At 67.0% G+C, this 14884-nt stretch carries 16 protein-coding genes and 1 pseudogene; 5 read left to right on the forward strand and 12 right to left on the reverse strand.

The genetic code is table 11. The annotated features are described in order from the left end of the window. Nucleotides 1-44: 44 nt before the first annotated feature. The 3 genes and pseudogenes from PI990_RS31680 to PI990_RS29310 all read left to right on the forward strand — a co-directional run. Nucleotides 45-935: pseudogene (locus PI990_RS31680) on the forward strand (methyl-accepting chemotaxis protein); the annotation flags it as partial. Between the two features lie 198 nt (nucleotides 936-1133). Beyond that, nucleotides 1134-1838 carry a methyl-accepting chemotaxis protein gene (locus tag PI990_RS31685; RefSeq protein ID WP_442969356.1) on the forward strand — a complete coding sequence of 235 codons (705 nt, stop codon included), beginning with the start codon at nucleotides 1134-1136 and terminating at the stop codon, nucleotides 1836-1838. Nucleotides 1839-1895: 57 nt separating this feature from the next. Continuing rightward, nucleotides 1896-2330, forward strand: coding sequence for a UPF0158 family protein (locus PI990_RS29310; protein ID WP_271659268.1), 435 nt, complete (start codon nucleotides 1896-1898; stop codon nucleotides 2328-2330). 62 nt (nucleotides 2331-2392) lie between these two features. Here PI990_RS29310 and PI990_RS29315 read toward each other — a convergent pair whose 3' ends face one another. From PI990_RS29315 to pip, 5 genes are all read right to left on the reverse strand, one after another. Next, nucleotides 2393-3127: an amino acid ABC transporter ATP-binding protein gene (locus PI990_RS29315; protein WP_031288441.1), complete on the reverse strand. Its 735-nt coding sequence runs from the start codon at nucleotides 3125-3127 to the stop codon at nucleotides 2393-2395. Beyond that, nucleotides 3120-4082, reverse strand: coding sequence for an amino acid ABC transporter permease (locus tag PI990_RS29320; protein ID WP_043240630.1), 963 nt, complete (start codon nucleotides 4080-4082; stop codon nucleotides 3120-3122). The genes PI990_RS29315 and PI990_RS29320 overlap by 8 nt, the downstream gene beginning before the upstream one ends. Nucleotides 4083-4192: 110 nt before the next feature. Then, on the reverse strand, nucleotides 4193-4984 hold the full coding sequence (locus PI990_RS29325) for a transporter substrate-binding domain-containing protein (protein ID WP_021221376.1): 792 nt from the start codon (nucleotides 4982-4984) through the stop codon (nucleotides 4193-4195). Between the two features lie 140 nt (nucleotides 4985-5124). After that, nucleotides 5125-5562, reverse strand: a complete 438-nt coding sequence (dtd, locus tag PI990_RS29330; protein WP_184489699.1) for a D-aminoacyl-tRNA deacylase — start codon at nucleotides 5560-5562, stop codon at nucleotides 5125-5127. Continuing rightward, the gene (pip, locus tag PI990_RS29335) at nucleotides 5562-6539 is read right to left on the reverse strand and encodes a prolyl aminopeptidase (RefSeq protein ID WP_184489700.1); all 978 of its coding nucleotides are present in this window, start codon (nucleotides 6537-6539) and stop codon (nucleotides 5562-5564) included. Before pip ends, dtd begins: the two co-directional genes overlap by 1 nt. Nucleotides 6540-6631: 92 nt before the next feature. Here pip and PI990_RS29340 point away from each other — a divergent pair, with 92 nt between their 5' ends. Together PI990_RS29340 and PI990_RS29345 are read left to right on the forward strand one after the other, a co-directional pair. Continuing rightward, nucleotides 6632-7063, forward strand: a complete 432-nt coding sequence (locus PI990_RS29340; protein ID WP_031288443.1) for a hypothetical protein — start codon at nucleotides 6632-6634, stop codon at nucleotides 7061-7063. Next, on the forward strand, nucleotides 7060-7533 hold the full coding sequence (locus PI990_RS29345) for an NUDIX domain-containing protein (protein WP_271661373.1): 474 nt from the start codon (nucleotides 7060-7062) through the stop codon (nucleotides 7531-7533). The genes PI990_RS29340 and PI990_RS29345 overlap by 4 nt, the downstream gene beginning before the upstream one ends. Nucleotides 7534-8298: 765 nt before the next feature. Here PI990_RS29345 and hutG read toward each other — a convergent pair. The 7 genes from hutG to PI990_RS29380 all read right to left on the reverse strand — a co-directional run bounded on the left by hutG (nucleotide 8299) and on the right by PI990_RS29380 (nucleotide 14884). Continuing rightward, a complete protein-coding gene (gene hutG / locus PI990_RS29350) occupies nucleotides 8299-9102 on the reverse strand; it encodes an N-formylglutamate deformylase (RefSeq protein ID WP_271659269.1) in 804 nt (267 codons plus the stop codon). Further along, nucleotides 9095-10303, reverse strand: a complete 1209-nt coding sequence (gene hutI, locus PI990_RS29355) for an imidazolonepropionase (protein ID WP_271659270.1) — start codon at nucleotides 10301-10303, stop codon at nucleotides 9095-9097. The genes hutG and hutI overlap by 8 nt, the downstream gene beginning before the upstream one ends. Continuing rightward, the gene (locus tag PI990_RS29360) at nucleotides 10300-11853 is read right to left on the reverse strand and encodes an HAL/PAL/TAL family ammonia-lyase (RefSeq protein WP_271659271.1); all 1554 of its coding nucleotides are present in this window, start codon (nucleotides 11851-11853) and stop codon (nucleotides 10300-10302) included. Before PI990_RS29360 ends, hutI begins: the two co-directional genes overlap by 4 nt. A 7-nt stretch (nucleotides 11854-11860) precedes the next feature. Then, entirely contained in the window at nucleotides 11861-12676 is an 816-nt protein-coding gene (locus tag PI990_RS29365) for a quaternary amine ABC transporter ATP-binding protein (RefSeq protein ID WP_021221195.1), read from the reverse strand. Continuing rightward, nucleotides 12673-13524 carry an ABC transporter permease gene (locus PI990_RS29370; RefSeq protein ID WP_271659272.1) on the reverse strand — a complete coding sequence of 284 codons (852 nt, stop codon included), beginning with the start codon at nucleotides 13522-13524 and terminating at the stop codon, nucleotides 12673-12675. The genes PI990_RS29365 and PI990_RS29370 overlap by 4 nt, the downstream gene beginning before the upstream one ends. 47 nt (nucleotides 13525-13571) lie before the next feature. Then, nucleotides 13572-14540 carry an ABC transporter substrate-binding protein gene (locus tag PI990_RS29375; protein ID WP_271659273.1) on the reverse strand — a complete coding sequence of 323 codons (969 nt, stop codon included), beginning with the start codon at nucleotides 14538-14540 and terminating at the stop codon, nucleotides 13572-13574. A 173-nt stretch (nucleotides 14541-14713) separates the two neighbouring features. After that, on the reverse strand, nucleotides 14714-14884 hold the full coding sequence (locus tag PI990_RS29380) for a hypothetical protein (protein WP_271659274.1): 171 nt from the start codon (nucleotides 14882-14884) through the stop codon (nucleotides 14714-14716).

The following is a 14884-nucleotide window of genomic DNA, read 5'->3' on the forward strand; positions in this document are numbered from 1 at the left end:
CCGGCATCCACGGCATCGACCGCATGATCGCCAGCAGCGACGAGATGGTCGCCGTCGGCGCCGTGGAAAACCTGATCAAGGACGCCCGCGCCGAGCGCCTGCAGTTCCTTGCCAACGGCGACATGCAGCACGCGAAGAACATCGAGGAACTGGTCGACCGCATGCTCCAGCAGAACGAGCACATGCGCCCGCAGTTCGCCGAGGGGGAAGGCGCACGCCGCCTGGCGGGCCTCAACGCCGCCGTGCTCGCCTACCGCCAGTCCCTGGGCGACCTGATCCGCGCCCAGGAAACCCGCAACGCCGCCCGCGCCGTGCTGGTCAAATCCGCCGAGTCCAGCCTGCAAGTGTTCGAGAAGCTGCAGAACCAGCTGTTCGACGAACTGGCGCTCAACAGCAGCGACAGCCAATTGCTGGGCCAGGCCCGCGAGGTGTTCGAGCTGAACCGCCAACTGCTGTCGATCCGTTACCTGGTGCGCGGCTTCGTCTTCCAGCAGACCCCCGAATCCGAGCAGCCGGCCCTCGCGGCGCTGGCCACCATGCAGGCCGACCTGCAGAAGGCCATCGCCGGCACCAGCGGCGAGCGCCTGGAAGCCCTGCAGAGTGCGCAGCAGTCCTTCGCCGCCTATCAGGACGCCATCCGCCTGTTCGGCAACGGCGCCGCTGCCAGCCGCCAGGCCAGCGCCACCATGGCCGATCACGCCCAGGTCATGCGCGACCTCAGCCAGGCGCTGTACAGCCAGCAAGTGGACGAGCGCAGCGGTGACGCCAGCGCCGCCAGCGGCCAGTTGCTGGTCACCACCCTGTTCGCCGTGCTCCTGGCCATCGGCGCCGCCTGGGTCATCACCCGGCAGATCATCCAGCCGCTGCGCCAGAGCCTGGCCTTCGCCGAACGCATCGCCCAGGGTGATCTCGGTGGCCAACTGCAGGCCGACCGTCGCGACGAGCTCGGCCAGCTGCAGCGCTCCCTGCAGGCCATGGCCGGCAACCTGCGCCAGTTGATCAGCCACATCGGCGACGGCGTCACCCAGATCGCCAGCGCCGCCGAGCAGCTCTCCGCCGTTACCGAGCAGACCAGCGCCGGGGTCAACAGCCAGAAGGTCGAGACCGACCAGGTGGCCACCGCCATGAACGAGATGGCCGCCACCGTGCAGGAAGTCGCGCGCAACGCCGAGGAAGCCTCCGAAGCCGCCCTCGCCGCCGACCGCGAAGCCAATGCCGGCAACCGCATGGTGCTGGAGGCGGTGCAGCAGATGGACCGCCTGGCCACCGAAGTGGCGCGCTCCACCGAATCGGTGCAACAGCTCAAGCGCGAGAGCGAGAAGATCGGCAGCGTGCTCGACGTGATCAAGGCGGTGGCCGACCAGACCAACCTGCTGGCCCTCAACGCCGCCATCGAGGCCGCCCGCGCAGGCGAAGCCGGCCGCGGCTTCGCCGTGGTCGCCGACGAGGTACGCGGGCTGGCCCAGCGCACGCAGAAATCCACCGAAGAAATCCAGGAGCTGATCGGCGGCCTGCAGAACGGCACCCAGCAGGCCGCGAGCATGATGGAAAGCAGCCGCGCCCTCACCGACAGCACCGTGGAACTGGCGCGCCGCGCCGGTGATTCCCTGGCCAGCATCACCCGCACCGTGTCCACCATCCAGGCGATGAACCAGCAGATCGCCGCGGCCGCCGAGCAGCAGAGCGCAGTGGCCGAGGAGATCAACCGCAGCGTGATCAGCGTGCGCGACGTCTCCGAGCAGACCGCCGCTGCCAGCGAAGAGACCGCCGCCTCCAGCGTCGAGCTGGCGCGCCTGGGCAACGAGCTGCACACCATGGTCGGGCGCTTCCGCGTCTGACAAAACGGCGCCCCGGGGGTAGGATCACGCGGTCATCCTTCCCCCAAGGCCCCCGTCATGCGCCCACTGACCATCGACCTCGACGAACTGGCCTTCGCCCTCAACACCAACGGAGAAGATCTGGATCACTACCTGGATCTTCTGAGCGGCAAGGTCCTCTTGATGTACTCGGAAGTTCCAGACCCCGAAGTTGCGGATCTGCTTGAATCCGAACCCGAGCGAATGCTGCTGATCGAGCCGATCACTTCGGCAATCAGCTTCACCATCATGGAAGACTTCATACAGACGGTGACGCAGCAGGAAATCTATCTTGCCCTCGAACACGCCCTGTCTGGCCGGAAGCCGTTCAGAACATTCAAGAACGTGCTTATGGGTTATCCGGACGTACTGCAGGCCTGGTACACCTTCGAAGCCAATGCCATCCGGCAACTGGCGCTGGACTGGCTTGAGGAAAATGACCTGTATCCCGCCAACGAACCTCGCGATGCATAGCCTGCAAAATCTCGCTGATTCGCCACACCATGAAAAAGGGCCGCATCGCGGCCCTTTTTTCGTTACAGCACCTGGCGCAGGAAGGATTGCGCGCGCGGGTCCTGTGGCTGGTCGAAGAACTGCGCCGGCGGCGCGTCCTCCAGCAACTTGCCGTGGTCGAAGAACAGCACGCGGTCGGCCACTTCGCGGGCGAAGCCCATCTCGTGGGTGACGCAGACCATGGTCATGCCCTCGACGGCCAGCTGCTTCATCACGTCCAGCACTTCGCCGACCATTTCCGGGTCCAGCGCCGAGGTAGGTTCGTCGAACAGCATCACCTTGGGCTCCATGCACAGGGCACGGGCGATGGCCACGCGCTGCTGCTGGCCGCCGGAGAGGCGCGAGGGGTACTCGTCCACCTTCTGCGAGATGCCGACCTTGGCCAGCAGCGCCCGGGCCTTCTCCTCGCGCTCGGCCTTGCCGCGCTTGCGCACGACCTTCTGCGCCAGGCAGAGGTTCTCCAGCACCGTCATGTGGGGGAACAGGTTGAAGTGCTGGAACACCATGCCCACCTCGCGGCGGTAGGCGTTCACGTCGGTCTTCGGGTTGGCGAGGTCGACGCCGTCGATGCTCACCGAGCCGGAGTCCAGCTCTTCCAGGCCATTGAGGCAACGCAGGAAGGTGGACTTGCCGGAACCGGACGGGCCGATCACCACCACCACTTCGCCACGGGCCACCTGGGTGGTGACGTTATCCACCGCGCGCACCTCATGGCCACGGGCATCGAAGACTTTTATCAGCTCACGGACTTCAATCACTTTGCGCAAGCCTCCGTTCCAGGCGGTTGGCGATCTGCGACAGGGGCAGGTTGATCACCAGGTACAGGGCGGCGACGCAGAACCAGATCTCGAAGGTCGAGAAGGAGGTGGTGATCGCCTCGCGGCCGCTCTTGGTCAATTCGGTGATGGCGATGACCGACACCAGCGAGGTGTCCTTGACCAGGCTGATGAACTGCCCGGCCAGGGGCGGCAGCACGCGTTTGAAGGCCTGGGGCAGGATCACGTGGCGCATCGACTGCCCGGAAGACAGGCCGAGGGAACGCGCCGCCTCGTTCTGCCCACGGGCGATGGACTGCACGCCGGCACGGACGATCTCGCCGACGTAGGCGCCGGTGAACAGCGCCAGCGCCGCCACCCCGGCGAACTCGCGGGACAGGTCGAGCACGGTGCCGATGAAGAAATAGAAGATGAAGATCTGCACCAGCAGCGGCGTGCCGCGCACCAGCTCGACATAGACGGTGGAGAGGTCGCGCAGGGTGGGGTTCGGCGAAAGCCGGCAGAGGCCGGTGAACAGGCCGATAGCCAGGCCGAAGGCACCGGAAAGGACGGATATCCACAGGGTGGTCCAGAGGCCCCAGAGCAGCGGCCCGGCGGCCCAGTGGCGGGTCACGCCAACCACATCGCCCTCGGCGACGTCATCGCCCTGGGAAACCTGCAGGCTGTCCTTGGCGATGACCAGCTGCTGTTCCTCGCCGGCATCGTTGACCAGCGTCACCCGGGCGTTGGCGCCCTCCTCGGCGATGGCATCGACCCGCGCGTACTCGGCGGCGCGCTGGGCTTCTTCGGCGTGGTAGGCGAAGTACTGCGGCACGCGGTTCCAGCGCCACTCGTACGAAATCAGGGAGGTTGAATACCAGAGGCCATAGGCGACCACGACCAGGATCAGGCCGGTCAGTACGTGCCAGGGCCAGGTGCGACGTTGTTTTCTAGTCACGGGCTATCTCTTTCATGGCGGGAGGCCATAGAAGGCAAAAAGGCAGGCCCGGCCTCGTGAGCCGGAACCTGCCGTCTGCAGCGTGAAGCGTCAGGGCTTCGCGGCTGCGATTACTCCATATCCTTCAGCCAGGCGGTGTTCTTGAACCACTTGGCATGGATGCGATCGTAGGTGCCGTCCTTCTGGATCTGGTGCAGCCAGTTGTTGATCCAGTTGATGCTGTCGTAGTCACCCTTCTTCAGGCCGAAGGCCAGGGGCTCGTAGGTGAAGGGCTCTTCCAGGTACACCAGCTTGCCGGCGCCGGCCTTGTTCACCGCGACCACGTTGTAGGGGGCGTCGTAGATGAAGGCATCGGCCTTGCCGTTGACCACGTCCATCACCGCTTCCTGCTCGTTGTCGAAGCCGTTGTACTTGGCCTTGGCGATCAGCTTCTTGGCGACCATCTCGCCGGTGGTGCCGATCTTCGAGGTGATGCGGTACTGGGCGTCGTTCAGGTCCTTGTAGGACTTGATCTTGCCTTCCAGCTCCTTGCGGATCAGCAGGGTCTGGCCGACCACGATGAAGGGCTCGGAGAAGTTGAGGCGCAGGTTGCGCTCCTGGGTCAGGGTCATGCCGGAGCCGATCATGTCGAACTTGTCGGTCAGCAGGGCCGGGATGATGCCGTCGTAGCTGGTGGAAACCAGTTCCAGCTTGACGCCCATCGCCTTGGACATGGCCTTGAGCAGGTCGACTTCGAAGCCAATGATCTCGCCACGCTTGTTGGTCATTTCGAAGGGCATGTAGGTCGGGTCCATGCCGACGCGGAGGGTGCCGCGCTTGACCGCATCATCGACGACGCCAGCGTGTGCCAGGCCGGTGACGGCGCAGGCGGAGAGCAACAGGGATGCGAGAAGCTTCTTCATTCTTACTCCTGATTGGGCAGATCGTTTTATTGTTGGCAGCCCACGGACGACGGGCAGGCGGCAGATGCTAACCGCCCGCGCCGTGGATGGCGAGTCAGAGGCAAGAAGTACGCCAGATTCGGACGGGTGGAGCGCGAGGCCTAGCTTTCCAGCAGGAAGGTGACCGGGCCGTCATTCACCAGGTGCACCTGCATGTCGGCGCCGAAGCGGCCGGTCGCCACCTGCGGGTGCTTGAGGCGCGCCTGCGCCACCAGGTAGTCGAACAACTCCTCGCCCAGGGCGGGCGGCGCGGCACTGGAAAAGCTCGGGCGCAGGCCGCTGCGAGTGTCGGCGGCCAGGGTGAACTGGGACACCAGCAGCAGGCCGCCCCCCACCGCGCCGAGGGAGAGGTTCATCTTGCCCTCGGCATCGGCGAACACACGGTAGTTGAGCAGCTTGTGCAGCAGCTTGTCGGCGCTGGCCTGGCTGTCCTGGGGCTCGACACCCACCAGCACCAGCAGGCCCTGGTCGATGGCACCGACGGTTTCGCCAGCGACGTCCACGCGGGCCGCGGAGACCCGTTGCAGCAAGCCCTTCATCAGGCCTCTTCTTCCGGCGGCAGGTCCAGCAGGCGGCGGGCGATCTGGTCGGTGGCGCGCACCAGCGCATCGGTGATGCCCGGCTCGGACGCAGCGTGGCCGGCATCACGGACGATCTGCAGCTCGCTGTTGGGCCAGGCCTGGTGCAGTGCCCAGGCATTGTCCAGCGGGCAGATCACGTCGTAGCGGCCGTGCACGATGATGCCGGGCAGGTGGGCGATCTTGTGCATGTCGCGCAGCAGCTGGTTGGGCTCGAGGAAGGCATCGTTGACGAAGTAGTGGCACTCGATGCGGGAGATGGACAGCGCGCGCATCGGCTCGCTGAAGCGCTCCACCACCGGGCCGCTGGGGCGCAGGGTGGCGGTGCGACCTTCCCAGGTGGACCAGGCCTTGGCGGCGTGCATCTGGGCGATCTGGTCGCTGCCGGTCAGGCGCTTGTGGAAGGCCTGCAGCAGGTCGCCCTGCTCGTCGGCCGGGATCGGCGCGACATAGTCTTCCCAGTAGTCGGGGAACAGGCGGCTGGCGCCACCCGCCTGGTAGAACCAGGTGATCTCCTGGGGACGGCAGAGGAAGATGCCACGCAGGATCAGCGCCTGCACACGTTCCGGGTGTGCCTGGGCATAGGCCAGGGACAGGGTCGAGCCCCAGGAGCCACCGAACAGTACCCACTTGTCGATGCCCAGGTGCTCGCGGATGCATTCCAGGTCGGCCACCAGGTCCCAGGTGGTGTTCTTCTCCAGGCTGGCATGGGGCGTCGAACGGCCACAGCCGCGCTGGTCGAAGGTGACGATGCGGTACAGGTTGGGGTCGAAGAAGCGGCGGCTCAGGGCGTCGCAACCGGAGCCCGGGCCGCCGTGGATGAACACCACCGGCAGGCCGTCGGGCGAACCGCTCTCGTCGACGTAGAGCACATGCGGTTCGTCCACCGCCAGCTCGTGACGGGCGTAGGGCTTAATCTCCGGAAACAAAGTCTGCATTCTGGGCTCCGATACTCTGCGTAAGCTCGACCCCTTGCGGGTCTCCGCCACCTGTCCTGCCGGGCATCATAACGAGGAAAAGGGAGTTAGGCATGTCACCTGGGAAGATGATTTTCGCGATCGCATTGATTCTAGTCGCGCTCACCGGGTGCGGCCGCGATGATCCCGCCGCTGCGCTGGATGCCGCGGTACAGCAGCTGCAGGACAACCTCGAAGCGAAGAAGACCAGCGCGGTGATCGACCAGTTGCACCCGCAGTTCAGCGCCCAGCAGGAGTTCGACCGTGAATGGGCCAAACGCACCATGACGCTGTTGTTCCTGCGTCACAAGAATGTGCGCATCCTGGCCCTGGGCAAGGCCAACCGCATCGACCCGACCTACAGTACCAAGGGCTACACCGAGGCCCAGGTGGGGCTGGCCGGCGCCGAGGGGTTGCTCCCCGACGCCGCGCGGCACTACGCCGTGAAGCTCGAATGGTGGCTGGAGGACGGCGAATGGAAACTGGCACGGCTCACCTGGGAATAGCCCTCAAGCTGCAACACCGCATCCGCGCCGCCGGCCTGCTGGTGGAGGCCGGGCGCATCCTGCTGGTCAAGCACGCGGTCGGCGACGACACCTACTGGATACCACCGGGCGGCGGCTTCGAATCGGATACCGATGCCTGCACCCGCGACACGGTGAAGCGCGAGTTCTTCGAAGAGACCGGGCTGGTGGTGGAAGTCGGCCCGCTGGTCTACGTCCGCGAGTTCGCCGAACCGGCCATGGGCCGCTTCCATATGGAGCTGTTCTACCGCATCGACGCCCGCCACGGCGAACCCACCCTGGCCAACCTCAAGGGCCTGGGCGGCGACGAGTTCGACATCCGCGAGCTGGCCTGGATCAGCCGCGAAGAACTGGCCGCCCTGCCCTTCTACCCCGCCGAGCTGCTGGACGACGCCTGGGATCGCCTCGCCCCCGCCCTGCCGACCATCCGCCATCTCGGGTTGCAGACCTAGCCCGGAACGGCTCCTGTGGCAGCGAACTCATACGCGAAAAAACGAACGGTGGGCTGAAGCGGAGCGCCGCCCGGCCCACCCTACGAGCGTGCCACCCCGGCCATCGATGGGATTCGCTGCGCTCTTCCCATCCTACGAAAGCCCGTCACCGCACGGCCCTTTCCAGGCGCCCAAGGGTTCGTGCCTCCTCCCCCGCATGGGTTTCGCTTCGTTCTACACCATCCTACGAAAGCCCGTGCGCACCACGTGGCGATGCGCTGGACGAAGAAAGTTGGAGCAGCCGCGAACGCCCCTCCAGGAGGCCGAGCGCAGTCGTTGCGCCGGGGGACGAGCGGCATGGATGCCGCGAGAGACGCGCCAGGCCATGGATGGCCCATCGCGCCGACCCCCAGACGACGCTTGCGGCGAACGCACTTCAGTGCGGCCCGAAGGGCGAGCGTAGCGAGTAACGACGATGGAGTGAGGGAACCCGACGCAGTCGGGCCGGATGATGGGGCAAGTTTTTTGGTTCCTTTTCACCGGGCTGGCGTTCCAGCGATTGGAAAAGGGACTCGCCCGGGTGGGCGAAACCAGAAATATCACCAGAGCTCGGCAATCAGCTGGGCTCAAATCCTCTAGCAACACTTAACGCAGACAGAGCCAATTCATTCGCCCATGGCCGCAACGCGGCCCCAGCAATGTAGCCCGGGCTTCAGCCCGGGAAAGATGGCACGTGCCAAGCCCCGGGCTAAAGCCCGGGCTACCTCTACGAAATCCTCCGTGCCGTTACTTCCCGTACCGCCCCCGCCCCCAGGCGAGCATCGCCAGCAGCAGTTGGCGGATGACCTTGCGGGTGGGCACGGCGAGGTCTTCGCGGAAGGCAAAGGGTTCCACTTCGTTCATGTAGGTGCGCTGGGCCAGTTCCAGCTGCACGGCGTGGATGTGCTGCTCCGGCTGACCGTAGTGGCGGGTGATGTGGCCGCCCTTGAAGCGGCCGTTGAGCACGTGGCTGTAGCCCTCGGCACGGGTGCAGACACTTACCAGGGCGTCCGCCAGGCCGGGGTCGCAGCTGGCGCCGGCATTGGTACCGAGGTTGAAGTCCGGCAGGTGGCCATCGAACAGGCGCGGGATGAAGGCGCGGATCGAGTGGGCGTCGAACAGCAGGGCATAGCCGAACTCGCGCTTGAGCCGCGCCAGCTCCTCGGCGACATGGCCGTGATAGGGCCCCCAGATGCCTTCCAGGTAGCCGGCACGCTCCTCGGCCGAAGGCTCCGCGCCGTCACGGAACAGCGGCTGGCCGTCGAACATCACGTCGGGGAACAGCCCGGTGGTGGCGGTGGCGTAGAGCGGCTTGTCGTCCGCCGGGCGGTTGAGGTCGATGACGTAGCGCGAGTAGTTGGCGGCCAGCAACCCGGCACCCAGTTCGGCAGCGAAGTCGTAGAGCAGCGGGATGTGCCAGTCGGTGTCGATCAGCGAGCGTGCGCCGTCGACCAGGCCGGCCTCCACCGCCGGGGTCAGGCGGGTGCCGGGGTGCGGCATGCTGATCAGCAGCGGCACGCGGCCGGGGGTGAAGTCGAGGACGTTATCCAAGGTCGATCTCCTGTCCGTGGCGCACCACCCGTTTGGGCAGGTCGCCGCCGAGCCAATAGGCCAGTTGCGCCGGGCGCTCGATGTCCCAGGCGACGAAGTCGGCGAGCTTGCCCGCCTCCAGGCTGCCGCATCGCTCGGCCAGGCCCAGGGCGCGGGCGGCGTTGAGGGTGACGCCGGCCAGGGCCTCTTCCGGGGTCAGGCGGAACGAGGTGCAGGCCATGTTCAGCATTAGGCGCAGCGACAGCGCCGGCGAGGTGCCGGGGTTGAGGTCGCTGGCCACCGCCATGGCCACGCCGTGGCGGCGCAGGGCCTCGATGGGCGGCAGCTGGGTCTCGCGCAGCAGGTAGAAGGCGCCGGGCAGCAGCACGGCGACGGTGCCGGCGGCGGCCATGGCGATGGCGTCTTCCTCGGTCATGTACTCCAGGTGGTCGGCGGACAGCGCGCCATAGCGCGCCGCCAGGCTGGAGCCGTGCAGCGACGACAGCTGCTCGGCGTGCAGCTTGACCGGCAGGCCCAGCCCGCGCGCGGCCTGGAACACCCGCTCGACCTGGGCCGGGGAGAAGGCCAGGTGCTCGCAGAAGGCATCCACCGCATCCACCAGGCCTTCACCGGCCAGTTGCGGCAGGATCTCGGTGCATACCCGCTCGATGTAGTCATCGGCACGCCCGGCGTATTCCGGTGGCAGCGCATGGGCGGCCAGGCAGGTGGTGGTCACCGTCAGCGGCAGCGCTTCGGCGAGGCGCCGGGCGACCCGCAGCATCTTGCGCTCGCTGGCCAGGTCCAGGCCGTAGCCGGATTTCACCTCCAGGGTGGTGACGCCGTCGCGCAGCAGCTGCCGGGCGCGCGTCACCGCGCTGGCCAGCAGTTCATCCTCGCTGGCCTCGCGGGTGGCGCGCACGGTGCTGGCGATGCCACCCCCCTTGGCGGCGATCTCGGCGTAGCTGACGCCCTCCAGGCGCTGTTCGAACTCGGCGCTGCGGTCGCCGCCGAACACCAGGTGGGTGTGGCAGTCGATCAGCCCCGGGGTGACCCAGGCGCCGCCCAGGTCGATGCGCTCGGCGCCCGTGGTGTCGGGCGCCTCGGCCAGCGGGCCGACCCAGCGGATCAGCTCGTCGTCGGTGAGCAGGGCCCCGTCCTCGATGATCGAGTAGCGCCCGCCCTGCAGGGTGGCGAGACGGCAGCCGTGCCAGAACCTCTTCATTGCAATCCTCCTGTCCGTGTGGAAACCGTTTCCAAAGCCGGCCCGTCGCGCAGCAGCGCCACGGCCGAACCGATGTCGGGGGCCAGCCAGCGGTCCTCCTCGTAGGCCGGCACCCGCTCACGCAGCAACGCCCGGGCGGCCGCCGTGCCGGCACCGGTGGCCAGCTCGCCGAGGAACTCCTGGGCCTGGGCGGCCAGCAGGTACTCGATGGCCAGTATCTGCCGGCAGTTGCCCAGGGCGCGGCCGAGCTTCAGCGCGGCGCTGGTGCCCAGGCTGAGGTGGTCTTCCTGCAGGCCGGAGGTGACGAAGTTGTCCACTACTGCCGGTTGCGCCAGATGGCGGTTCTCGCCGGCCAGGGCGGCGGCCACGTACTGCAGGATCATCATCCCCGAGTTGACCCCGGGCCGGCTGACGAGGAAGGCCGGCAAGCCGCTGACCAGCGGGTTGACCAGGCGATCCAGGCGCCGCTCGGCGATGCCGCCCAGCTCGGCCACGGCTATGGCCAGGAGGTCGGCAGCCATGGCCACGGACTCGCCGTGGGGGTTGGCCTGGGAGATCACCCGGTAGTGGTCCGGCGTGCCCAGCACCAGCGGGTTGTCGTTGGCGGAATTGAGCTCGGTCTCCACCTGGCGCGCGGCGTGGTCGAACTGGTCGCGGCAGGCGCCGTGCACCTGGGGGATCGAGCGGATGCTCAGGGCGTCCTGGGTGCGCAGGCCCTGGCTGGCGGCGATCACTTCGCTGCCGGCGAGCAGCGCGCGCAGGTTGGCGCCGACCTGCTGCATGCCCGGGTGCGGCTTGAGTTCGAGTATCGCCGGGTCGAAAGCGGCGAGCTGGCCGCGCAGGGCCTCGAAGCTCATGGCGCCGATCACGTCGGCCCAGCGCAGCAGGTGCTCCAGGTCGGCCAGGGCCAGGCAGGCCAGGCCGGTCATGCAGGGCAGGCCGTTGACCAGGCAGAGCCCGTCTTTGGCGCCCAGCTGCAGCGGTTGCAGCCCCTCGGCGGCCAGCGCCTGGGCGGCCGGCACCACGGCGCCGCGATGACTCACCTCGCCGACGCCCAGCAGGGCGATGCCGACATGGGCCATGTGGGTCAGGTAGCCCACCGAGCCCTGGGACGGCACGCGCGGGGTGATGCCACGGTTGAGCAGGTTGAGCAGCCCTTCCACCACCTGCGGCTGCAGCCCGGACTTGCCCTGGCTGTAGTTGGCGATGGCGCAGCAGATGATGGCGCGGGTCTGCTCGTCCTCCAGCACCGGGCCGACGCCGCAGGCGTGGCTGAGCAGGGTGTTGCGCGACAGCGCGGTGAGCTGGTCGCCCTCCAGCAGGATGTCGCTCAGGGCCCCCAGGCCGGTGCTGATGCCATAGGCGCGCTCGCCACGCTCGACGATGCGGCGAACGATGGCGTGGGCGTTGTCGATGCGCGCCCAGGCCGCCGGGGCCAGCTCCAGGCGCCGGCCGCCACGGGCCACATCGACCACGTCGCGCCAGCGCAGCGGGCCGTTGCCGAAGACGAGGGTTTCGCGGGTGGTGCTGCTGGTCTTCACGGTATCCATGCCGCCCTCACAGGTTGGCCACGCGGCGCTGGACGAAACGGTCGACGTAGTCGTCAGCGGGCTGGTGGAGGATTTCACGGGGCGCGCCGACCTGGATCAGTTGGCCGTCCTTGAGGATGGCGATGCGGTTGCCGATGCGCACCGCCTCGTCGAGGTCGTGGGTGATGAAGACGATGGTCTTGTTCAGGCCCTTCTGCAGCTCCAGCAACTGGTCCTGCATGTCGGCGCGGATCAGCGGGTCGAGGGCGCTGAAGGCTTCGTCCATGAGGATGATGTCGGTGTCCGCCGCCAGCGCCCGGGCCAGGCCCACGCGCTGGCGCATGCCGCCGGACAGCTGGTGCGGGTAGGACTTCTCGTAGCCGGCCAGACCGACCGTGGTGATCCAGTGCTGGGCGCGCTCCTGGCACTGCGCCTTGCTCTCGCCGCGCACCTTGAGGCCATAGGCGACGTTGTCCAGCACGCTCTTGTGCGGCAGCAGGCCGAAGCTCTGGAACACCATGCTGATCTTGCGCCGACGGAAGTCGCGCAGGGCCTGCATGTCGTAGCGCAGGATGTCCTCGTCATCCACCAGGATCTCGCCGCTGGTGGGGTCGATCAGGCGGTTGAAGTGGCGCACCAGGGTGGATTTTCCCGAGCCGGACAGCCCCATGATGACGAAGATTTCCCCCGCCTCGATGGACAGCGACAGGTCGTTGACCCCCACCACGCAGCCGGTGGCGGCCAGAACCTCGGCCTTGCTGCGCCCCTGGCGGATCAGCGCCATGGCCTCCTCCGCACGCGGGCCGAAGATCTTGTAGACGTTTTTCACCTGGATCTTGCTCATTGGCTGGCCTCATGGCGGGAGCGGCCGTAGGCCTGGGTGATGCGGTCGAAGACCACGGCGAGGATGACGATGGCCAGGCCCGCCTCCAGGCCCTTGCCGACGTTGAGCGTCTGGATGCCGATGAGCACGTCCTCGCCCAGGCCACGGGCGCCGATCATGGAGGCGATCACCACCATCGACAGCGCCATCATGGTGGTCTGGTTGACCCCGGCCATGATGCTCGGCAGCGCCAGCGGCAATTGCACGCCGAACAGTTGCTGCCAGCGGTTGGCGCCGAAGGCGTTGACCGCCTCCATCACCTCGCCGTCCACCTGGCGGATACCCAGGTCGGTGAGGCGGATCAGCGGCGGTGCGGCGTAGATCACCGTAGCGAAGATGGCCGGTACCTTGCCCAGGCCGAAGAGCATCAGCACCGGGATCAGGTACACGAAGCTGGGCATGGTCTGCATGATGTCCAGCAGCGGCATCAGCAGCGCCCGCAGGCGGTTGCTACGCGCCGAGAGGATCCCCAGCGGGATGCCGATCAGCACCGAGATGAAGGTGGCCACCAGCATCAGCGCCAGGGTCTGCATGAGCTTGTCCCAGAGCCCCACCGCGCCCACCAGGAACAGCAGGCCGGTGATCACCAGGGTCGGCAGCACGCGGCGGGTGGCGTGCCAGGCGATGGCCGCCACCAGGGCCAGCATCAGCCACCAGGGCGTGGCACGCAGCAGCCACTCCAGGTTGACGATGGCCCACAGCAGGGTGTCGGAGATGTGCCGGAACACATCCCCGTAGTTGGTCACCAGCGCATCGACCCAGCGGTTGACCCAGTCGGCGATGGAAAATGTGAAGCGTTCGGGAAACATGGGGAGCTCTCTCCGGATGGGTGGATGCGGCTGGCGGTTTCAGGCGGTCAGAGCGAGGCGTCGACCTTCTTCGCCGCATCCTCGCTGACCCAGGCGTGCCAGACCTCCGGGTGCTCCTTGAGGAAGGCCTTGGCCAGCTTGTCCGACGCGATCTTCTCCTTGGCCATGCGTGCCAGGTTCTGGTTCAGCAGGTCGATGGGCAGGTTGACCTTCTTGAGCATCTCCACCAGCTCGGGCGCCTCGTCGTGGAAGACCTTCGACAGGCCCACCTGGATGGTCACGCGCTTGTCGACGCCGGGCTTCTCGTCCAGCTTCACCAGGTCGGCCTGGCCCATCAGCGGCGTCGGCGACCAGTAGTAGAAGAGAATAGGCTCGCCACGGCGGTAGCTGGACAGCACCGCGGCATCCAGCGCCGGGCCGGTGCCGGGGCGGAAGTTGGTGAATGTGTCTTCGAGGCCGTAGTCCTTGAGCATCTCGCTGTTTTCCAGCTCGCAGGTCCAGCCGGCCGGGCAGTTGTAGAAGCGGCCCTTGGACGGCTCTTCCGGGTCGCGGAACAGCTCGGCGTACTGACCCAGGTCGGCGATGGCCTTGAGTGTCGGCGCCTTGGCTTCCAGGCCGCGCTTGGCGTCGCCTTCCACCAGGTAACGCGGCACGTACCAGCCTTCCACGGCGCCGACGATCGGTGCGCCCACGCCCACCACCTTGCCGGCCTTCTCGGCCTTGTTCCAGGCGTCGCTGCGGCCGATCCACTCCTCGGCGAAGATCTGGATGTCGTTGTTGCCCAGGGCCTGCTCCATGGTGATGGAGTTGCCCGGCAGGCTGTCGGTCTCGCAGCCGTAGCCTTGCTTGAGGATGATCTGCAGCAGGTCGGTGAGCAGCATGCCGCTCTCCCAGTTGAGGCCGGCGAACTTCACCGGTTTGCCGGCTCCGCACCAGCTTTCGGCCTGGGCGGTCCCATGGCCCGCCAGCAGCCCCACGGCACACACCAGGCCCAGCATTTTCTTGTTGAATCGCATGTTCCGACGCTCCTTGAACTTGGTAAGGGTTAAGGCAGAGCAAATGCCCGGAGGGCAGGCCATCGGTTTCCGGGCAGGAAACCGGCAAGAGCCGGTTCCCGTACGTCGGCGACGACGAATTATCGTGAATGGCGGGTACGCCCAGGCGCCCCGCTCATCCCGCGTACGACCACTCAGTCATCCAGACTCAACACGGACGGCATCTCCTGCCGCCCCTCACCAGCGCCCGGCCGCACCCAGATGAACCAGGCGATGACCAGCAGGGCGATCCACACCGCGCCTACCTGCAGCGCGGCCTCACAGCGGTCACCGCTCCAGGCGGTGACCTGACGGATTGAAGTCAC

Origin of the sequence: Pseudomonas sp. TUM22785, from assembly GCF_028198105.1 — a bacterium.
GTDB classification, from domain to species: Bacteria; Pseudomonadota; Gammaproteobacteria; order Pseudomonadales; family Pseudomonadaceae; genus Metapseudomonas; species Metapseudomonas solani.